The sequence below is a fragment of the Sorangium sp. So ce131 genome (genome assembly GCF_051519095.1).
GTDB lineage: Bacteria > Myxococcota_A > Polyangia > Polyangiales > Polyangiaceae > Sorangium.
The window spans coordinates 8,739,698-8,760,027 of sequence record NZ_CP150455.1; the positions used below are offsets into that span (position 1 = coordinate 8,739,698).

Consider the following 20,330-nt stretch of genomic DNA (forward strand, 5'->3'; position numbering starts at 1 on the left):
GAAGTTCTCCGGGTCGCTCCGTCGAGGTCGGTGATAGGCTCACCAGCGTGGACCGGGGGAGGACACCGCAGGAATGAAGACAGGACGTGTTGAGCACCTCACACCGAAGGTGATCGGGGTCACATCGGTCTTCATCGACAACTCCTTCAATGCGATGGCGTTCACGGGCATGCACCGCGCGGCCCGAGAGCGCGGTTACCAGCTCCTCCTCTGCTACGGGCCGCCCCGGTCCGTCCTCGCGCGCGGGGTGGCGCTCCGCCACGTGGCGGGCTGGATCGCGATGTACACCACCGACGGTCTGGAAGAGCTCCTGGCGGACGGCAAGCCGGGCGTGATCTTCTGCGCTCCCTCGCTCGGCCAGCGCTGCCCGGTCGTGCGCGCAGAAAACCACGACTCGATCCACCGGATGATCGAGCACCTCACCAGCATCGGCCACCGCCGGATCGCCTACATCGGCAAGTCGACGTCCGACGACTTCATCGAGCGGGGCGAGGCGTTCGCTCACGCGATGGCCGCGCGCGGGCTCGCGACCGATCTCAACCTCCTCTCCAGCTTCGACGAGTGCACGATCAGGTACACCGAGCGGCGCTTCGGGGAGCTGCTCGAGCGCGACGGGAAGTTCTGCACCGCGGTCGTGGCGGGCAACGACGAGATGGCGATAGGCACCATCAACGCGATCCGGGAGCGCGGCTACCGCGTGCCCGAGGACATCGCGGTGGTGGGCTTCGACGACATCAGCGCCGCCCAGCACTGCGATCCTCCGCTCACCACGATGCGGCAGAACCCCGAGCTGCTCGGGAGGACGGCCGTCGAGCGGCTCGCCGATCTGCTCGACGGCGTCCCCCCTCCCGAGCCCGTGACGCGTGTCCCCGCCGAGCTCGTGCGGCGGCGCTCGTGCGGCGGCGGCGCGTGGCAGGCCTGGGCTCCCCCGCCGGCGCTCGACGCGCTGGGCGGCGACTGGCAGCGCGACCTGCGCCGGCAGCTGAACGCGCTGCTCGGGGGGCCGGCGCCCTCGCCGCTCGGCGATCCGGCCCTCGTGTGGCCCGAGGCCGAGGTGGTCGTGCGAGGCCTCGGCGCGGCGCTCACCGGGGTGGACGCGCCGGACGTGGTGACGCTCGAGCGCGCCTTCGACGCCGCGGTCATGCACAGCGACAGGGTCGAGGTCCTCCTCGCGGTGCTGGAGCAGCTCGAGGAGACCGCGGCGCGGCAGCTCGCCAGCGCGCCCGCGCAGGACGCCGCGCTCCGGGTCAAGGCGTTCATCGGGCGGGTGCGCCTCGCGCAGCAGCGGTCCCTGCTCCGGTGGGAGCGGCGCAACGTGAGGGGCCTCGAGAAGCTGGTCCACGCCAACATGGACATGAGCGCGCTCCTCACCTCGAAGCAGGTATGGACCGACGAGCCCCTCGAGTGGCTGCGGAACACCACCGTGCGCCTCGGGTGCATCGCGCTCTGGGCCGACGAGCCGGGCCCGGGCGGGCCGGAGCTCGTCATCCGCAACGTGCACTCCCGCGCCCGGGACCTGACCGCGCTCGTGGGGCGCCGGGTCCCGGTCGGCCTGTTTCCCCCGAGCGAGCTGCTCGCGGCCGTGTCGCCGGAGGAGCCGAGCGGCTACCTCCTCCTGGTCTCGCTCGCGAACGAGCGGTACGACTGGGGGACGCTGGCGCTCGGAGGGCTGCACACGGAGAGCTTCGCGGACAACCTCCAGCCGCTCGCCATGTGGTCGTCGCTCCTGATCGCGGCGTTCGAGCGCCACGAGATGGAGAACGCGCTGCAAGCCGAGCGCGACATGCTGGCCGCCGCCTACGAGCGCGAGCGCGCGCTCGCGAGCACGGTGCGGGAGCTCGGCTGCCCCGTCATCCCGCTGCTCCCGGGGGTGCTGCTCATCTCGCTGATCGGCGCGATCGACGCCGCGCGGGCGCAGCAGATCCTGGAGGCCGTGCTCTCGGGCGTCGCGCGCGAGGGGGCCCGCTGGGTGCTGCTCGACGTGACCGGCGTGCCGCACGTCGACGCCGACACCGCCGCGTCGCTGGTCCAGACGGCGCAGGCGACGCGGCTGCTCGGAGCGCGCGTGAGCCTCGTGGGCGTGGGGTCCAGGATGGCGCAGCGCATGGTCGATCTCGGGATCGAGCTGCACGGCATATCCATCTTCCAGTCGCTGGAGGCGGCGGTCCGTCAGCTGACGCAGGCGCGCCGCTGACGGGCCGCTCGTCCCGCGCCGCTCGTCCCGCGCCGCCGTGCCGCGCCGCCGTGCCGCCGCCAAGCTGCCGGAGGCCCTCCCCCTCGGGGTGGCGAGCCCTCGCCCGCGTAGTAGAGCTCTGTCATGCCCTTCTCGCTCGTCTGCATCGATCACGTGCAGCTCGCCATGCCCCCGGGCCAGGAGCCGCGCGCCGTGGCGTTCTACAGGGACGTGCTCGGCATGGAGCACGTCCCCAAGCCCGAGCCGCTCGCGTCGCGCGGCGGCGCCTGGTTCCGCGCCGGCGCCGTGACGGTCCACCTCGGCGTGGAGGCCGATTTCCGGCCGGCGCGCAAGGCCCACCCCGGCATCACGGTCGCGGGCATCGACGACCTCGCGGCCGCGCTCGTGGCCGCAGGGCACGCCGTGCGCTGGAGCGACGAGCTGCCCGACGTGCGCCGGTTCCACACGGACGATCCGTTCGGAAACCGCCTGGAGCTCATCGACGCCGGCGCGCCCTGAAGCGCCGCGGCCGCCGAGGAGCCCCGCCTGGAGCGGCGCCTTGGCCGACCGGAGCGACGGCGCTCAGGCGGCCGAGGCCTGCGACTTCTTGCCCTCGTGGCGGTTCGCCGGCCGGGCCAGCCCGAGGTTCTCGCGGAGCGTCCGGCCCTCGTACTCGGTCCGGAAGAGCCCCCGCCGCTGCAGCTCCGGGATCACCAGCGCGACGAAGTCCTCGAGCCCGCCCGGGAGCCACGGGGGCATGATGTTGAACCCGTCGGCCCCGCCCTGCGTGAACCAGGCCTCCAGCTGGTCGACGATCTGCTCCACCGAGCCCACGATCGTCCAGTGCCCGCGCGCCCCGGCCACCCAGAGGTAGAGCTCGCGGATGGAGAGGTTGCGCTTGCGGGCGATGTCGAACATGAGCGCCTGCCGGCTCTTGTTGTTGTTGGTCTCCGGCAGCTCGGGCAGCGGACCGTCCACCGGGTACCCCGACAGATCCACGCCGCCCGAGAGCGCCGAGAGCAGCCCCAGCCCGACCTCCGGCAAGATGAGGTCCTGCAGCTCCTGGTACTTCGCCCTGGCCTCGGCCTCCGTCCTGGCGACCACGGGGAACACCCCCGGCATGATCTTGAGCTGGTCCGGGCTGCGGCCGTACTTGGCCATCCGGCCCTTCACGTCCGCGTAGAAGGCCTGAGCGTCCTCCAGCGTCTGCTGGGCCGTGAAGATCACCTCGGCGGTCTCCGCCGCGAGCTCCTTGCCCGCCTCCGACGATCCCGCCTGGACGATGACCGGGTGGCCTTGCGGCGGACGGGGGACGTTGAGCGGCCCCCGCACCGAGAAGAACTTCCCCGTGTGGTTGAGGGTGTGCAGCTTCTCGGGGTCGTAGTAGCGCCCGGTCTCCTTGTCGCGGAGGAAGGCGTCGTCTTCCCAGCTGTCCCACAGGCCGGTGACCACGTCGACGAACTCGCGGGCGCGGACGTAGCGCTGCGCGTGGTCGGGGTGGGCCTCGAGCCCGAAGTTCCCCGCGGCCTCGCCCCCGCCGGTGGTGACCACGTTCCACCCCGCGCGCCCGTGGCTGATGTGGTCCAGCGAGGCGAACTTGCGGGCGAGGAGGTACGGGTCCTCGTACGTGGTGGAGGCCGTGGCGATGAACCCGATGCGCTCGGTGACGGCCGACAGCGCGGAGAACAGCGTGACCGGCTCGAAGCCGCCGCCGTACGCCGTCCGGCCCTGCGCCCCGGGCCGGCTCTGCACGGCCAGCCCGTCGGCGAGGAACACCGCGTCGAACTTGGCCCGCTCCGCCGTCTGGGTGATGCGCTTGTAATGGTCGAAGTTGATCCCGCCGTCGGCCTGCGCCTTCGGGTGCCGCCAGGCGGCCACGTGGTGGCCGGCGCCGGGCAGAAAGGCGCCCAGGCGGATCTTCCGCTGATCGTCGCTCATGGTGTCCTCGGTGCTTGCGCTCGCGCGCGGGCGCGCCATCGGCGCCCGCGCTCGCCGTGTGCCGTGCGCAAGCCTCGTGCCTCCGGGAGGAAGCCTCGGCGCGGCGGCGGAAGCGGCGGAAGGCGCGGCGGCTCGCCCAGCGCCGCGGCCGCGGGTGCTCGCCCAGCAGCAACGCCCGCCCGCGCTGCTGGCGCGCTGCTGGCAGGGAAACACCGCCCGCAGGCCGCCCCGCGCGCGCGTCACCGCGGGCGCGTCACTGCCAGCGGAACCACCGCAGCGCGAGCGCGAAGGAGACGCCGCCCCAGGCGGCGAGCACCGCGAGCTCGGGCGCGAGCGCGGCGAGCGGCGCCGCGTCGAGCATCACGCCGCGCAGCGCGTCGTTCAGCGCGGTGAGCGGCAGGGCCTGGATGAGCGGCTGGATCGCGTCGGGGAAGCGCTCGGTCGAGAAGAAGACGCCCGAGAGGATCCACATCGGCAACATCGCGAGGTTGCCCAGGCCCGAGACGCCCTCGATCGTGCGGGGCCGCGCGGCGATGAGCAGGCCGACGCCCACGAACGACATCGCGCCCGCCAGGACCACCAGCGCGAGCGACCCGAGCGAGCCGGCGATCGGGACGCCGAGCGCGTACACCGCGAACAGGAGCAGGGCGCCGACCTCGAGCGCCAGGAAGACGAGCCGCGCCCCGACGTGCGCCGCGAGCAGCTGCCAGCGCCGCATCGGCGCCGCGATGAACAGCTTCAGGAGCTTGCCCATGCGCTGCTGCACGAACGTGAACGCGAGCGACCAGATCCCGGTCGACATGAGGTTCAGGCCGAGCAGCCCGGGGATCAGGAAGTCGATGTACCGCGAGCCCTTCTCGGTCATCTCGAGCTCGGCGGGGCGGAAGGTGTCCTCGCGCCCGGCGGCGCGCTGCAGCGCCTCGTCGACCTCGAGCCGCGCGATCCGGCTCTCCGGCCGCGTGGGATCGAACCAGTACGTCGGCGGATCGGTGGCGAGCACGACGAGCGCGACCTTCCCGGTCCTGAGCGCCTGCCGCGCCTGCTCCCGCGGCGCCACGCGGGGCACGACCCGCCCCGAGGCCTCGAGCGCCGCGCGCCGCGGCTCGGCCAGCGCGCCCGCCTCGACGCTCACCGGCACCGGCTCGGCGGGCTGCTCCCGGAACGCGACCGCGAGCGCCGACGAGAGCAGGATCGGGAACAGGAACACCCAGAAGAGCGACTCGGGCTCCCGCAGGAACTCCATCACCCGCGCCCGGATGAGGAGCGCGAGCGGCGAGGCGCGGAGCGACCGGAGCCACCGCGCCGTCACGCCGCCTCCTCCCCTGCCCCCTCGAGCCGCCGCCCGGCCAGCGCCATGAACACGTCCTCCAGGCTCGCGTGGTGCGTGGCGAGCCGCCGCGGCGCCGCGCCGCGCGCCGCGCACAGCGAGAGCAGCGGCGGCAGCGCCCGCGCGACGTCGCGCACCGTCAGCCGGATCGCCCCGCCCGAGACGCGCACGCCCTCCACCGCGGGCAGCGCCCTGAGCTCCTCCTCGGCGAGCTCCCCGTCCACCTCGACCTCCACCACGTGCTCCGCGCCGAGCGACGCGACGAGCGCCGCGGGCGTGCCGAGCGACAGGACCCGCCCGCGGTCGACGATCGCGACGCGGTCGCAGAGGCGCGCGGCTTCCTCCATGTAGTGCGTGGTCAGGAGGATCGTGCGGCCGCGCGCCTTCAGGTCCTCGACGATCTCCCAGATCTCGCGGCGCGACGCCGGGTCGAGGCCGGTGCTCGGCTCGTCCAGGAACAGCACCTCCGGGTCGCCCACGATCGCGCACGCGAGCGAGAGGCGCTGCTTCTGCCCGCCCGACAGCGCGCGCACGTGCGCCCTCGCCTTCTCCTGCAAGGACACGCGGCGCAGCGCCTCCTCCGGCTCGAGCCCGCGCGGGTAGAAGCTGCGGAAGAGCGCGATCACCTCCGCGACCCGAAGCTTCTCCGGGAAGCGGGTCTCCTGGAGCTGGATCCCGAGCCGGGCGCGCAGCGCGAGCCCGTCGCCGACCCAGCGCTCCCCCAGCACCTCGACGTCCCCCGCGTCGGGGCTCGACAGCCCCTCGAGGATCTCCACCGTGGTCGTCTTGCCCGCGCCGTTCGGGCCGAGCAGGCCGAAGCACTCGCCGCGCTGCACCTCGAGGTCGAGCCCGTTCACGGCCACGACGTCGCCGTACCGTTTGACCAGGCCGCGACAGACGAGGGCGGGCGGGGCGGACACGGCGCCGCTCTACCGCGAAGCACGATGGAAAGGAACCGAGGTGCTGGAAGCGGACGCGGTCGCGCGCGGGCGGAGGTCCTCTCCAGTGCGACCTCGACGCACCGAGCGGGCCTCCACGCGCCCACAGGAGCACCGGAAAATTCGACAGGCGACGCGACGCATTGCCTCTCCGGAGAATCGAATCTCGCCAGACACCTGCGGCGAGCGCTCGAGCGCGCCCTGCAAGGAACCATCCGGCCCAAGAGCGCGGCTGGCCGGTCTGCAATCCCAGATCGACGGAGTTGGGGGGCGCGTGGTGAGCGATGAAGAGGGAGTGGTGCCCGTGCACTGCGGCGAGATCGTCGCGGAGCGCTACCGGGTGGAGCGGCTGCTCGGGGTCGGCGGGATGGGGACCGTGGTTGCCGCGCGGCACCTCTCGCTGGGCGAGCTCGTCGCGATCAAGTTCATGCGGGCCGAGTACTGCGGCAACCCGGCGCTGCTGCGGCGGTTCCAGCGCGAGGCGCGCGGCATGTTCCGGCTGAAGGGCGAGCACGTGCCGCGGATCCTCGATCTGGGCTCGCTCGCGCCGAGGCCGGGCCTGACGCTGCCGGTGCCGTTCATCGTGATGGAGCACCTCTCGGGCAACGACCTCCGCTCGATCATGGAGCGCCGCGGGCGGCTCCCGGTCGAGGAGGCGGCCGAGTACGTGCGTCAGGCCTGCGTCGCGCTGACCGAGGCGCACGCGCTCGGCATGGTGCACCGGGATCTCAAGCCCGCGAACCTGTTCCTGACGTACCGGACCGACGGCACGCCGCTCATCAAGATCCTCGACTTCGGCGTCGCGAAGTTCACGTGCACGAAGCCCGAGGACGACGGGCTCGAGATGACGACGGCGCGGTCGGTCATGGGCTCGCGCCGCTACATGGCGCCCGAGCAGATGCTCACGCCGCGGGACGTCGATCTGCGCGCGGACGTGTGGGCGCTCGGGGTGGTGCTCTACCAGCTCGTGAGCGGCGCGCTGCCGTTCGCCGCGGAGACGCTGGAGCAGCTCGTGATCGTCGTGACGGAGCAGCCGCCCCGGCCGCTCGGGAGCGTGTGCGCCGGCCTGCCCGAGGGCTTCGAGCAGATCGTGATGCGCTGCCTCGAGAAGAACCGCAGCCGCCGCCCCGCCTCGGTCGGCGAGCTCGCCGCCGCGCTCGCGCCGTTCGCGCTGCGCGGGCCGCCGGACGCGACGTTGCCCACGGGGTTTCACCGGAGCGATCCGACGTTCACGTGGCGGGAGCAGAGCCCGCCCCCGACCGCCGTGCGGCCGGCCGAGACCCCGCGGCGCGAGGGCCGCCGCGGCCCGAAGAGCCGGGCCTGGCTGGCCGCGGCGGCGGTCGGCGCGCTGTCCGCGAGCGCCGCGCTCGGGGCGGCCGTGCTGCCGTCCGGGTGGCCGCGCCCGCCGGCGTCGACCTGGGCCGAGGGCGCGAGCGCGCAGCGCCTCGCCGGCGTGTCGCCGGGGCTCGCCGCGGAGCTGCCGGCGGCCGCCCTGGAAGGCCCGCTGCCGGAGCCCCGCGAGGAGCCCCGCGACGCGGCGGGCATCGCGGCGCGCGCCGGCGCGGCCGGCGCGGGCCACGCGCCGCCGGGGGAAGTCGGCGACGCCTCGCTGGTCGCGTGCGACACGGCCGGGCTCGTCCTGCCGGCCAAGGTCGAGCCGCTCTCGCGCGCGAGCGCCGCGCGGACGCAGCGCGCGCCGGCGCGGCCGGCGCGGCCGGCGCGGGTGTCCGGGATCTCGGAGAGCAAACCCGCGGCGCCCGCGGTCCCGGCCTCTCCGGCCGCGCTGTCGCCGCCGGCCGCGCCGGCGAGCCCGGCCGCGCTCGCCGCCCTGGCCGCGCCGGCCTCGGTGGCGGCGCTGGCCGCGCCGGCGGCGCCCTCACCGAAGGCTACGCCGCTCGCTCCGGCGCCGATCCCGGGCAGCGCGGTTGCGGGCGGCTCCGCCGGGGGCGGCGTGGCTCAAGGCGGCGCGGCTCCTGGCGGCGCTGCTGGCGGCGCCCCAGGCGGCGCGGCTCCTGGCGGCGCCCCAGGCGGCGCGGCTCCTGGCGGCGCTGCTGGCGGCGCCCCAGGCGGCGCGGCTCCTGGCGGCGCGGCGGCGCCTGGCCGCGGCGCGGAGGCCCCCACGCCCGCGCCGGAGAGCCCCTGGTGATCGCCGTGCGCCGAGGCGCCGCTCGTCCGGACGTCCGCGCCGCGGGCGCGCGCCGGCGGCTCGCCTGCGCGCTCGCGGCGGCCTCGCTGTCGCTCGCCTCGGCGCGCGCCGAGGCCGGCGATCCCACCGTCGCGCGCAAGGAGCAGGTGCTCGCGCTTTACCAGGCCGCGCGGCAGCTGCTCTCGACGGGGCGCACCGCCGAGGCGTGCGCGCTGCTCGAGCAGGGCCGGCGGCTCGACCCGACCGCGATCAACCTCCTCCTGCGGCTCGGCGAGTGCCTCGCGGCCGCGGGCAGGACCGCTGGCGCCTGGAACGTCTACGCCGAGGCCGCGGCCGTCGCGAAGAGCGCCGGCGATCCGCGCGCGGCCCGCGCCGCCGCGCTCGCGGAGGCGCTCGCGCCGCGGCTCTCGCGGCTCGAGATCGCGGTCCCCGAAGGGGGCGCCGCGCCCGGGCTCGAGATCCGGCGCAACGGCGTGGTGGTCCTCCCCGCGCTGTGGGGGCAGGCGATCCCGGTCGACCCCGGGCCTCACGCGATCGAGGCGTGGGCGCCCGGCAGGAAGCGCTGGTCGGCCGTGCGCGCGGTCCCGCCGGACGGCGCGCGCGTGGTCATCAACGTGCCCCCGCTGGAGCCGGAGCAGCCCGCGCGCGCCCTCCCCGCCGCGCTCCCCGCGGCGTCGCCCGCCGCCCTCCCCGCACCGCCGCCCGGCGCCGCGCGGCGGCCGCCTCCCGCCCCGGCGCCCGCGCTCGCCGGCGACCGCGACCTCGACGGCGGCGGGCGCGCGCAGCGGGCGATCGCGCTCGCGACCGGCGGCGCCGGCCTGGTCGGCCTCGGCCTGGGCGCCGCCTTCGGCGCGGAGGCGCTCGCCGACCGGAACGCCTCGAACCGGGGCCACTGCGACGCGCAGAACCGCTGCGACGCCGCCGGGGTCGCGCTGCGCGAGGGCGCGCAGTCGGCGGCCACCGCCTCGACGGTCGCGTTCTCGGCGGGCGCGGCGGCGCTGCTCGCGGCCGGCCTGCTCTTCTGGACCGCATCGCCCCGCCCCGCCGGCGCGCCCTCCCCCCGCGTCGCCGCGTCGGCCACGGCCGGCCCCGGCGCCTTTTCTCTCGTCGTGGGAGGGAGCTACTGACATGGGCGCGCGCGTCTCGATCGGGATCGTCGGGCGGCTCGCGCTCGCGGCGCTCGGCGCCGCCGGCTGCGACGTGCTGCTCGGGCTCGAGGACGGCCTCCTCGTGGCGGAGCCCTGCGCGCCGCTCTCCGCCGTGGCCTGCTACAGCGGCCCGCTCTCGACCGCGGGCGTCGGCGCGTGCCGGCCCGGCCTGAAGCGGTGCAACGCCGCGGGCGACGGCTATGGCCCGTGCGAGGGCGAGGTGACGCCCGCGCCCGAGCGCTGCGGCAACGCCGCCGACGACGACTGCGACGGCGCGGTCGACGAGCCCGCGGCCGACGGGGGCGGCGGCGGGCATGGCCCGGCGGCCGAGGAGGCCTGCGCCTGCGCGCCGGGCGCGGTCGAGGTGTGCCCGTACGGCGGGCCGCCGGCGACCGAGGGCGTCGGCGTGTGCCGCGCGGGGCGGCGGACGTGCGGGGGCGACGGCCGCTGGGGCCCGTGCGCCGGCGAGGTCGCGCCCCGGGTCGAGGACTGCGCGACGCCGGCCGACGAGGGCTGCGACGGCGCGGTCGACTGCGGCGCGGTGCTCTCCGGCGGCCTGTACGGCGGCCCCGGCCCGCAGAGCGCGCTCGCGGTCGCGGCGGGCGGCGGCTTCGCGATCGTGGGCGGCGAGCTCGAGGGCTCCCTCGATCTCGGCCCCAGGCCGATCGCGAGCGTCGCCGAGCACGACGTCTTCGTGGCGCGGATCGAGGCGGACGGCGCGGTCGCGTGGGCGCGCCGGCTCGTGGACGAGGGCCAGGGCAGGCTGCGCGCGCTCGCGGTCGATCCCGCGGGCGAGGTCGCGGTCTTGGGCGATCTCGAGGGCGTGATCGTCAGCGCCGGGCTCATCGCCCCCGTGCGGCGGGGGTTCGTGGTCAAGCTGGACGAGCACGGCGAGGTGCGCTGGGGGGAGCTGCTCCCCCCCGAGCGCGAGGAAGAGCCGCGCGACGTCGCGATCTCGTCGTCCGGCGCGGTCGTGGTTGCGTCGGCGCGCCTGGGCGCCGCGGGCGGCAGCGACGTCGTGGTGGTGAGGTTCGGGGCCGGGGGCGGGCCGCCGCTCTGGACCCGCATGTTCGGCGGCGCTGGCCACCAGGAGCCGACGGGGGTCGCGGTGAGCGCGCGCGACGAGGTGATCCTCACCGGCAGCTTCGAGGGCGAGCTCCAGCTCGGCGAGGGCGCGCCCCGGCTCGCGTCGGCGGGGATGAGCGATGTGTTCCTCGCGTGGCTCGACCGCCACGGTGACCCCATCACGTCGCTTGCCTTCGGCGACGGCCGCGCGCAGCAGGGCGGCGACATCGAGGTCGGCCCGGGCGGCGAGCTCGCCCTGAGCGGCACGTTCGAGGGCCTGCTCGATCTGGGCGGCGGCCCCCTGCTCGCGAACGGCGTCTCGGCGTTCGTGGCCGGGCTCGGGGCGGCGGGCGAGCACCACTTCAGCCTCGCCTACCGGGCGAGCGCGGCGCCGCGCCTCGTGTTCGAGCCGGACGGCGGGCTCGCCCTCGCCGGCGACGTCGAGGGCCCGACCGACCTCGGCGGCGGTCTGCTCGACGTCGGCACCGGCGGCTTCGACATCGTCGCCGCGCGGCTCGACGCCGGGGGCCGCCACGTGTGGAGCCGCCGGTTCGGTCCGGCGCCGGGCAGCAGCGGCGGCCTGCGGCGCGCGGCGGGCGTCGCCGTCGACGCGGACCGCGGCCGCGTCCTGCTTGCGGGGACGGTGAGGGGGAGCATCGACCTCGGCGGCGTCGACGCGCTGTCGAACGCCGCCGACGTCCTGCTGGTCTGGATGACGCGGTAGGCGCTGTCGGACGGACGTCGCGCAAGCCCGAGCCGGAGCGAGCGAGCAGGCGCGCTCCAGCAGAGAGGGCGAGCTCATCGGCGGCTCAGGCTGCCGAGGGTCGTCCGACAGCGTCTGGGCAGGGAGAGGGTGAGCGCCTCTCAGCCGCTCACGGCCCGCAGTCGGCCCCGCACGTGGTGAGCGCCTCGCAGTCGTCCTCCTCCGCGCAGGAATCGAGGGCCGCGAAGTAGCAGTCGTCGTCCTGCTGGGCCTGCGCGATGCACGCCTCGCAGTTGGCGTTCTCCACCTCGAGCATGGCCGTATCGGTCCCGCAGACATCCGTGGTGGCATCCTCGGTGTTGCACTCGGTCGCGCAGACAGCGTCCTCCACGCAGCCGCAGTTCCAGTAGACCAGCTTGGTCAGGACCTCCACCTCGGTCGGGTTCGCCTCGGCACAGCAGTCGACGCACGCCTGCTCCTCCAGCTCCGCGCACGCGTTCACCTCGCCTCCACCCGCGCCGCCCCCTCCCTCGTCGCCGCCCCCGGTCGTGGAGGACGACGTCGTCGTCGAGCCGTCCGAGCCCCCGTCGCCGCCCGAGCCGCCGTCGCCGCCCGAGCCGTCGCCGACCTTACACGCCGCCATCGCGCACACGCTGACCAAGATCGCCGCGAAACCAAGAGCCTTCATGATCTACCTCCACACAAGAAGGGTTGCGCTGCTCGGACGAGCGTCGCGACGTCGCCGAGCAGCGCTTCCTTTGTTTTTCAGCGCCATTCGGGCGCCGGGGTTTGTTCCTACACCAAAAATTTTCGTGACGGTATCCGCTGCGTGCTTACAGCGGCGCGCCTCTGCCCTCAGGGGCCTGTCGAGCAGCGGCGCGCCGCAGATGTGCATCATGGTGTTCAAATCGTCCACCAGTCGCCTGTTACAGCAACAGCAGATCGTAGCACACGAGGTCTGAGGGCGATCAAGCACCCTCGCGCGGATAACCTGCTTTGAGGGAATGCACTACATGCCCTGCCGTCCTCACAAATCAGGTTCATGGACGGCTTGACCGGCAGAGCTCGCCTGAAAGCCGTCGCGCCTCACGCAGCCTCTCCCCAGCTGTCGAGTCCGCTCGTGTGTTGCGCGGCTGCGGCGATACCTCGCCTGATCCGAGGTCGCCCTCCAACAATCCCGGCAAGCCAGGGGTATCCGGGCACATCCGAGCGCATAACGGCGCGAGCAGCGCGCGAAGGCGATCTCACGTCCGGCGAACACCGCGGTTCGCCTCGATGGCTGTCAGGAGCGCGGGACTGCGGAGGAGCACTGGACGCCTCCTCCGGGCACGGAGGGCCGCGAGGTCTGCGCCTCCCGTGCAACTCGACTGCTCCGCAGCTCGTCCAGCACCGTATTCCGCTTCGCCCCTGGCTCGCGGAGACGTCAGGCCGACAGCGAGGGCGCTCGTCCCGCGCGCCCCCGTGCCCCTCGGCCGCGTCGTACGGCGACTATCCGCCGGTGGCGCGCCGCATGGCGCACGCGAGGTCGCCGTTGCAGGGATCCCCCGACGCGGCTGCGCCCCCCTGGCGCTTCGCCGGCGCCGCCTCGGCCGGCGCCGGGCTGCGGCTCGCCGCCGCCCGCTTCTCCGCCGTCTTCGCGCCGCCCCCGCCCGCCGGCGCCGCGGCCCGGGCCTTGTCGCCCCGCTGCGCGCGCTCGCGCGCCTTGTCGCCCTGCTTGCCCGAGGACGGCGCCCCGGGGATCGCCGCCGCCGGAGGCGCCTCGACCTTGGGCAGCCGCGCCCCTGCGGCGCGCGCCGCGTGCCCCACGCCGGCCTGCGCGGCGCCGTGGAGCGCCTCGCGCGGGGCGCCGATCCACGCCGCGGCGGCGATGACCGCGGCGCCGACGACCGCGAGCGCGCCGTAACGAAGGCGCCCGCCCGCCGCCGGCCGCCCGCCCCGCGGGAGCAGGTCGATCGGCACCTCGGACGGCACCGGCGTGAGATCGGGCGGCCTGAACGCCGGCAGCTCGGCGGGCGCGCCGAACGGGAACAGATCGAGGTAGCTGGCCCGCTCCTGATCGCCGCCGGCGGACAGCCCGTCGATATCCACCACGCCGGCGCTCCTCGCGCCCTGGTCCGACCTCGCGCTGGCCGTCTTCGAGGCGGCGGCCTCCTCCACGGCGAGCAGCGCGCTCAGCGAGATGATCACCGAGTTCTCGTCCCGCGGCCCCGCGGCGGCGCGGCCCTCCGCCCCGCCTCCAGGCGACGATCGTCCTTCCGTCTCACCGGCCAAGTGCTTGGTGCTTTCCATACGCTCCACCCCGCCTGCGCTCGCCCGTGTCGACCGAGCACAGGGCACAGACAGCGTCCACCACTCTACCCGAACTCAACCGCTCTTGATAGAGAGTTCTCGCCGCACTGGAGAGTGCGACTCCGCCGCACCGGCACCCGAACGGCGGTGGATCGTGCACGCGGCGCCGAGGGCTGCGCACACCATGCGCCGCTCGGGGCCGCGCTCGACGCCCGCGCTCGACGCCCGCGCTGTGTCCTGGAACCCAGGACGCGCCGGCAAAACGCGCTGCGTGGCCCGGCCGGCCGAGATTTTATCTCGAAGAAACCTCGTGGAAACACGAGCCTGGGCAAAAGGGCTACACCACGTCGTCGTGTCGCTGGCCGTCGCCCGAGGTCAGAGCTCTGCTGTGCAGGGCGGACCTCCGGCGCCCAGCCGGGAGCCTTCCGGCGGTCGCCGACTCCCACACTTCCAAACGGCTCTCGTGCATTCGGATCGCCGCGCCGCGTCGATGCAGGGCATCGAACGGGCTCCCGGCACCCAAGGAGGATGCGTTGAAGATGATCACGTCTGGTCTAAGCGGTGAGGAGCGGCCGGCGGTGGGCTCTTTCGGGCGGCGGGCGCTCGGCGTCGCGGCGGCGGCGCTCGCGGGCGCGGCCCTGCTCTCCGCGTGCGGCAAGGGGGGCGAGGAGGCGCCGGGGCCGGGCGCGGCGCCCGCGGCGGCCGCCCCCGAGGGCGCCACCATCAAGGTCGGCGTGCTCCACTCGCTGAGCGGCACCATGTCGATCAGCGAGGTCGCGGTGAAGGACGCGACGATCCTCGCCATCGAGGAGATCAACAAGGCGGGCGGCGTGCTGGGCAAGCAGCTCACGCCCGTGATCGAGGACGGCGCCAGCGACTGGCCGACGTTCAACGAGAAGGCGCGGAAGCTCGTCCAGCAGGACGGCGTGGCCGTCGTGTTCGGCGGGTGGACCAGCGCCAGCCGCAAGGCGATGTTGCCCTCGTTCGAGGAGCTGAACGGCCTGCTCTTCTACCCGGTGCAGTACGAGGGGCTCGAGCAGTCGCCCAACATCTTCTACACCGGCGCCGAGCCCAGCCAGCAGATCGTCCCCGCGGTCGACTACCTGCTCGAGAAGGGCAAGAAGCGCATTTACCTGCTCGGCTCCGACTACGTCTTTCCGCGCACGGCCAACAAGATCATCAAGGCCCAGCTCGCGGCGAAGGGCGGCGAGCTCGCCGGCGAGGAGTACCTCCCGCTCGGCGGGACCGAGGTCAGCACGATCATCAGCAAGATCGCCGCGGCCAAGCCGGACGCGATCTTCAACACGCTGAACGGCGACAGCAACGTCGCCTTCTTCAAGCAGTTCAAGGACGCCGGCTACACCGCCGACAAGGTGCCCGTCCTCTCGGTCAGCGTCGCGGAGGAGGAGGTGCGCGGCATCGGCGCCGAGAACATCGCCGGACACCTCGTGTCGTGGAACTACTACCAGACGACGGACACGCCCGAGAACAAGAAGTTCGTCGCGGCCTACAAGGCGAAGTACGGCGACGCCCGCGTCACGGACGATCCCATCGAGGCGGGTTATTTCGGGGTCTACCTGTGGAAGCTGGCCGTCGAGAAGGCGAAGTCGACGGACGTCGCCAAGGTCAAGGAGGCCGTGCAGGGCGGTGGCGTCGAGTACGCGGCGCCCGGGGGCCTCGTGAAGCTCGACGGCAAGAACCAGCACACCTGGAAGACGGTGCGCATCGGCATGGTGCGGAAGGACGGCCTCATCGATGAGGTCTGGAGCTCGGGCAAGCCGGTCCAGCCCGACCCGTTCCTCTCCGCGTTCGCCTGGGCGAAGGACCTCGCCGCGAAGTAGCGCGCTCGGGCCGCCGGGGCGCCGGGGCGCGCTGCCGCCCTGGCGAGCCCGGCGCCCTCTCGCTCTCTCCCTCTCTGCCAGCTGATCGGTGCTGCTCTCATGAACGAAGTCCTCCTCCACGCGTTCAACGGCCTGAGCCTCGGCTCGATCCTCCTGCTCATCTCCATGGGGCTCGCGTTCTCGTTCGGTCTGATGAACGTGATCAACATGGCGCACGGCGAGTTCATCATGGCCGGGGCGTACACGACGTACGTCATCGGCAAGGCCGTCGCGCCGCTCGTCGGGGGCACGGAGGCGGGGCTCTGGTTCCTGCTCGCGTTGCCCGCGTCGTTCCTGGTCGCGGGCCTGCTCGGCCTCGTGCTCGAGCTCACGATGATCCGGTTCCTTTATGGCAGGCCGCTCGACACGCTGCTCGCGACGTGGGGCGTCGGCCTCGTGCTGCAGCAGGCCGCGCGGAGCCTGTTCGGCGCGTCGAACGTGCAGGTGTCGAGCCCGTCCTGGCTGAGCGGCGGGCTCGCGCTCTCGGGCGGGGTGCAGCTGCCGTACAAGCGCGTCTTCCTGATCGCGCTCGTGATCGCGTGCATCACCGCGGTGTACCTTTATCTCCACCGCTCCGCCGGCGGGCGGCGGCTGCGCGCGGTGATGCAGAACCGGCAGATGGCCTCGTGCCTCGGCGTGCGGGCGCGCCGGGTCGACGCCGCGACGTTCGCGCTCGGCGCCGGGCTCGCCGGGGTGGCCGGGTGCGCGCTGACGCAGCTCGGCTCGATCGGGCCGTCGCTCGGGACGAACTACATCGTCGACGCCTTCATGGTGGTCATCCTCGGGGGGCTCGGGCGGCTGCCCGGCACGGTGATCGCGGCGCTCGTGATCGGCGTCGCGAACACGCTGCTCGAGCTCTCGACGACGGCCTCGCTCGGCAAGGCGCTCGTGTTTGCGCTGGTGATCGCGTTCTTGCAGTGGCGGCCGACAGGCCTGCTCGCCCTGCGCACCCGATAGAGAGGACACGGACATGGGCCCTAGAGACTCGACGCTTCGCACGTTCCTCTGGACCTGGGGGGCGCCGCTCGCGCTGGCGCTGCCGCTCCTGGTCGCGCCGCTCGTGCTCTCCGACTTTCGCCTGAACCTGCTCGGCAAGTTCCTCACGTTCGCCATCGTCGCGCTCGGGCTGGATCTCATCTGGGGCTACGGCGGGATGCTGAGCCTCGGGCAGGGGCTCTTCTTCGGCCTCGGGGGTTACGCGATGGCGATGTACCTGAAGCTGGAGACGTCCGGCGCGCGCCTGCCCGATTTCATGAGCTGGAGCGGCCGCGAGGCGCTGCCGTTCTTCTGGGAGCCGTTCCGTTCGCCGATCGTGGCCGTCTCCGCCGCGGTGCTCGTGCCGATGGCGGTGGCGTCCGCGGTCGGTTACCTCGTGTTCCGGAGCCGCGTCCAGGGCGTGTATTTCTCGCTGATCACGCAGGCGCTCACGCTGATCGCGTCGATCCTGTTCATCGGCCAGCAGGCGGTGACCGGCGGCACGAACGGGATCACGAACCTGAAGACGATCTTCGGGTTCGCGCGCGGCGGCGCCGGGACGCAGACGGTGCTGTATTTCGTGACGCTCTTCTGCCTTGGCGCGCTGTACCTCCTGTGCCGGAGGCTCACCCAGTCGCGCTTCGGGCGGCTGCTCGTGGCGATGCGCGACGACGAGAACCGGGTGCGGTTCCTCGGCTACAACCCGGTCGCGCTGAAGACGCTGGTGTTCGCGCTGTCGGCGGGCATGGCGGGCGTCGCGGGCGCGCTGTTCGTCTGCCAGGTCGGGCTCATCTCGCCGTCGTCGATGGGCGTGATGCCGTCGATCGAGATGGTGACCTGGGTGGCGGTCGGCGGGCGCGGCACGCTGGTCGGCGCGGTGCTCGGGGCGATCCTCGTGAGCCTGGGCAAGAGCGCGCTGAGCGAGTCGTACCCCGAGGTCTGGCAGCTCGGCTTCGGCGTGTTGTTCGCCGCGTCGGTGATGCTGCTCCCGACCGGCGTCGCCGGCTTCGTGCGCCGCGCCGCGGCGAAGCTCGGGCGGCGCGACGCGAGCGCCGCCGGCGCGGGCGTGGGTGCGGCGCGCGACAAGGTGGCTGCGGCGGGGGCGGCGAGCGCGGGCGAGGTCGACGCGGGGGCGGGCCCCGAGGCGCCGGCGGCGCCGGTGCGCTGAGGGTGAGGGCGCGGATGGGCGGGGACGGAGATCTTGGCGTGGAGGGTGGCGACGTGGAGACGAGCGACGGAATGAGCCGCGGCAACATCGTCGAGGTGCAGCAGGTGACGGTGAGCTTCGACGGCTTCAAGGTGCTGGACGGGCTCGATTTCTCGATCGGCCGCGGGGAGCTCCGGTTCCTGATCGGCCCGAACGGCGCCGGGAAGACGACGCTGCTCGACATCCTGACGGGCAAGACGCGGCCGTCGAGCGGCCGGGTGGTGTTCTTCGGAGGTGGGGAGTCCGGGCGAGAGGCGGTGGAGGCGCACCGCCTGTCGGAGCACGCGCTGGTCCGGCTCGGGGTCGGGCGGAAGTTCCAGACGCCGGCGGTGTTCGGCAGCCTGACGGTGCTCGAGAACCTCGAGGCGGCGATGGGCTTCCGGGAGAGCTCGCCGCGGCTCTTGCGCGGGCTGTCCGAGCGGCAGGAGAAGGAGATCTCCGAGACGCTCGACCGCATCGGGCTCCGGCGGCGCGCGGACGTGCGGGCCGCGGTGCTCGCGCACGGGGAGCGGCAGTGGCTGGAGATCGGCATGCTGCTCGTGCAGCAGCCGAAGCTGCTTCTGCTGGATGAGCCGGTGGCGGGGATGACCCGGCGCGAGCGGGATCGCACGGGGGAGCTCGTCCAGGAGATCGCGAAGCACCGGTCGGTGCTGGTGGTGGAGCACGACATGGAGTTCGTGCGAAAGTACGCGAGCACGGTGACGGTGCTGCACGCCGGCAGGCGGCTCTGCGAGGGACCGGTCGAGGAAGTGCAGCGCGACGCGAAGGTGATCGAGGTCTACCTCGGGCGGGCGCACGGCGCGGGGGCGGCGCACGACGCCGGGGCGACGCGAGGCGGCGCGGTGGCGGCGCACGGCGCGGGGGCGGCCCGAGGCGGCGCTGCGGCGGCGGAGGAGCGGTAGGACATGCTGGTCGTCGAGGATATCGCGGTCTATTACGAAGAGAGCTGCATCCTGTCGAAGGTCAGCCTGGACGTCGCGCCCGGACGGGTGTCGTGCCTGCTGGGGCGCAACGGGGTCGGCAAGACGACGCTGCTCAAGGCGATCATGGGCGTGCTGAAGCCGCGGCGCGGGAAGGTGATGCTCGACGGGGCGGACATCACGTCGAGATCGCCGAGCGACCGGGCGCGCGCGGGGATCGGGTATGTGCCGCAAGGCCGGGGGATCTTTCCTTATTTGACGGTGCGCGAGAACCTGCTCATGGGGTTCGAGGCGTACAAGGACCCGACGCCGAGCCCGGCGGCGCTCGAAGAGATGATGGCCATGTTCCCGATACTGAAGAAGTTTCAGGGGCGGGCGGCAGGGACGCTGAGCGGCGGGCAGCAACAGCAGCTCTCGCTGGCGCGGGTGCTCCTGAGGAAGCCGAAGCTCCTGCTGCTGGACGAGCCGACGGAGGGGATACAGCCGTCGATCATGCAGGAGATCGGGGAGGTGATCAAAGGCCTCGGGAAGAAGGGGGATATGGCGATCCTGCTCGTGGAGCAGTTCTTGGACTTCGCGCTGTCGACGGCGAGCGAGTACTTCATCATGGACGGCGGGGGGATCGTGCGGCGGGGGGACGTGGCGCAGTTCGACGACGAGATCGCGAGGGAGTTCCTGGCGGTGTGAAGAGAGGGCGGCGTGCCGAGCGGGACGCGCCGCGGGGTGGGGCCGGGCTCGCCGGCGTGGCGCGGGCGGGCGCTGGCGATCCGCCAAGGCGGGGGCGGGAGAGCTGAAGCTCAGAACACCGCCCGGCATGTCTCCCTTCGGGTCTTGATGACTGAGACGTTATGGTGCGCGCCACACAAGGCGCGCCTGAGGCGTCGAGCCCTCTGGGAGCTTATGGCACCTCGGTCGGTGCTCAGCGCGCCCGCCCGCGCCACGCCGGCGAGCCCGGCCCCACCCCGCGGCGCTTGCCGTTGTAACGTGAAAAGAGGGTCGAGGGGGGCGCGGAAGGCTGCGGTCACTGCAACGGCCTGCGGCCCGAATCGTTGCGGTTGTTGTTCCTAGAGGAGCACTCCGCCCGAGCGGCTCCTCTTGCCACTCCACGGACTATTGGCGGCGCGGTCGTGCGTGGGGATTATGCCAGCGCGTCTTCTGCGCTGGGCGCGATCACGGCCCGGTCATGCCAGCGGTGCAGTGTGACCAGATCGGAGCAGGCGTCGATCTGCGCCTCCAGCTCCGTGCTGAGCGCGAGCCCCCGCCGCGCCAGCACCCTGCGCAAGCCGGCGCGCGCTTCGGCGAGCTGGCCCTGCTCGATCCCCTTCTCGATCTCCTCCTTGAAGAACTGCTCCTTAAACTCCGGGCTGTCGGCGAGCAAGGTTCGGAGGATCCACTGCCTGCGCGCCTCGATCTCCGGGTCGCCGGAGCGCCCAAACTTGCGCATCAACTCCTCACGTACCTCCGGTGGCATCGGCCTGTGCTGTACCATGTTGAGCACACATTCCATTTCTCGCCGCGGTGCGACCCACCGGGCGAAGTCGTCGAGGCCTGTCCCGAGCGCGCTGTCAGGAAGGGCACCAGCTCGTCGCACAAGGGCAGCTCGCTAGCGGCGATCCACAGA

The 20,330-nt window shown here is 73.6% G+C and carries 16 protein-coding genes; 10 read left to right on the forward strand and 6 right to left on the reverse strand.

The features are described 5' to 3' along the window. Positions 1-73 precede the first annotated feature (73 nt). Positions 74-2,194 (forward strand): substrate-binding domain-containing protein, encoded by a 2,121-nt coding sequence (locus tag WMF43_RS31620; protein WP_437670428.1) that lies wholly within the window; start codon positions 74-76, stop codon positions 2,192-2,194. A 123-nt stretch (positions 2,195-2,317) separates the two neighbouring features. After that, complete coding sequence (locus WMF43_RS31625) at positions 2,318-2,692, forward strand: VOC family protein (RefSeq protein ID WP_437670429.1); 375 nt, start codon at positions 2,318-2,320, stop codon at positions 2,690-2,692. A gap of 63 nt (positions 2,693-2,755) precedes the next feature. Here the strand turns inward: WMF43_RS31625 and WMF43_RS31630 are convergent, their stop codons facing one another. From WMF43_RS31630 to WMF43_RS31640, 3 genes are all read right to left on the reverse strand, one after another. Further along, entirely contained in the window at positions 2,756-4,111 is a 1,356-nt protein-coding gene (locus tag WMF43_RS31630; protein ID WP_437670431.1) for an LLM class flavin-dependent oxidoreductase, read from the reverse strand. Between the two features lie 253 nt (positions 4,112-4,364). After that, positions 4,365-5,420: an ABC transporter permease gene (locus WMF43_RS31635; RefSeq protein ID WP_437670432.1), complete on the reverse strand. Its 1,056-nt coding sequence runs from the start codon at positions 5,418-5,420 to the stop codon at positions 4,365-4,367. Then, entirely contained in the window at positions 5,417-6,358 is a 942-nt protein-coding gene (locus WMF43_RS31640) for an ATP-binding cassette domain-containing protein (RefSeq protein WP_437670434.1), read from the reverse strand. Before WMF43_RS31640 ends, WMF43_RS31635 begins: the two co-directional genes overlap by 4 nt. A gap of 316 nt (positions 6,359-6,674) precedes the next feature. On the opposite strand from WMF43_RS31640, the gene WMF43_RS31645 reads away from it, so the two are divergent. Genes WMF43_RS31645 through WMF43_RS31655 form a run of 3 tightly spaced genes read left to right on the forward strand, consistent with a single transcriptional unit; the run spans position 6,675 to position 11,459 of the window. Further along, complete coding sequence (locus WMF43_RS31645) at positions 6,675-8,522, forward strand: serine/threonine-protein kinase (RefSeq protein WP_437670436.1); 1,848 nt, start codon at positions 6,675-6,677, stop codon at positions 8,520-8,522. Between the two features lie 5 nt (positions 8,523-8,527). After that, entirely contained in the window at positions 8,528-9,649 is a 1,122-nt protein-coding gene (locus WMF43_RS31650) for a tetratricopeptide repeat protein (RefSeq protein ID WP_437670438.1), read from the forward strand. A 1-nt stretch (position 9,650) separates the two neighbouring features. Then, entirely contained in the window at positions 9,651-11,459 is a 1,809-nt protein-coding gene (locus WMF43_RS31655; protein ID WP_437670440.1) for a hypothetical protein, read from the forward strand. 148 nt (positions 11,460-11,607) lie between these two features. Here the strand turns inward: WMF43_RS31655 and WMF43_RS31660 are convergent, their stop codons facing one another. After that, positions 11,608-12,126, reverse strand: a complete 519-nt coding sequence (locus WMF43_RS31660) for a hypothetical protein (protein WP_437670444.1) — start codon at positions 12,124-12,126, stop codon at positions 11,608-11,610. 800 nt (positions 12,127-12,926) lie between these two features. Next, complete coding sequence (locus WMF43_RS31665; protein ID WP_437670446.1) at positions 12,927-13,727, reverse strand: hypothetical protein; 801 nt, start codon at positions 13,725-13,727, stop codon at positions 12,927-12,929. A 539-nt stretch (positions 13,728-14,266) separates the two neighbouring features. On the opposite strand from WMF43_RS31665, the gene urtA reads away from it, so the two are divergent. The 5 genes from urtA to urtE all read left to right on the forward strand — a co-directional run bounded on the left by urtA (position 14,267) and on the right by urtE (position 19,396). After that, positions 14,267-15,568 (forward strand): urea ABC transporter substrate-binding protein, encoded by a 1,302-nt coding sequence (urtA, locus tag WMF43_RS31670; RefSeq protein WP_437670448.1) that lies wholly within the window; start codon positions 14,267-14,269, stop codon positions 15,566-15,568. Between the two features lie 99 nt (positions 15,569-15,667). After that, complete coding sequence (gene urtB, locus WMF43_RS31675) at positions 15,668-16,564, forward strand: urea ABC transporter permease subunit UrtB (protein WP_437670450.1); 897 nt, start codon at positions 15,668-15,670, stop codon at positions 16,562-16,564. Between the two features lie 13 nt (positions 16,565-16,577). Beyond that, the gene (gene urtC / locus WMF43_RS31680) at positions 16,578-17,750 is read left to right on the forward strand and encodes an urea ABC transporter permease subunit UrtC (RefSeq protein ID WP_437670452.1); all 1,173 of its coding nucleotides are present in this window, start codon (positions 16,578-16,580) and stop codon (positions 17,748-17,750) included. A gap of 71 nt (positions 17,751-17,821) precedes the next feature. Then, positions 17,822-18,691, forward strand: a complete 870-nt coding sequence (urtD, locus tag WMF43_RS31685) for an urea ABC transporter ATP-binding protein UrtD (protein ID WP_437670454.1) — start codon at positions 17,822-17,824, stop codon at positions 18,689-18,691. A 3-nt stretch (positions 18,692-18,694) separates the two neighbouring features. After that, positions 18,695-19,396, forward strand: a complete 702-nt coding sequence (gene urtE, locus WMF43_RS31690) for an urea ABC transporter ATP-binding subunit UrtE (protein ID WP_104983759.1) — start codon at positions 18,695-18,697, stop codon at positions 19,394-19,396. 451 nt (positions 19,397-19,847) lie between these two features. Here urtE and WMF43_RS31695 read toward each other — a convergent pair whose 3' ends face one another. Continuing rightward, entirely contained in the window at positions 19,848-20,216 is a 369-nt protein-coding gene (locus WMF43_RS31695; RefSeq protein ID WP_437670456.1) for a hypothetical protein, read from the reverse strand. Between the last annotated feature and the right edge of the window lie 114 nt (positions 20,217-20,330).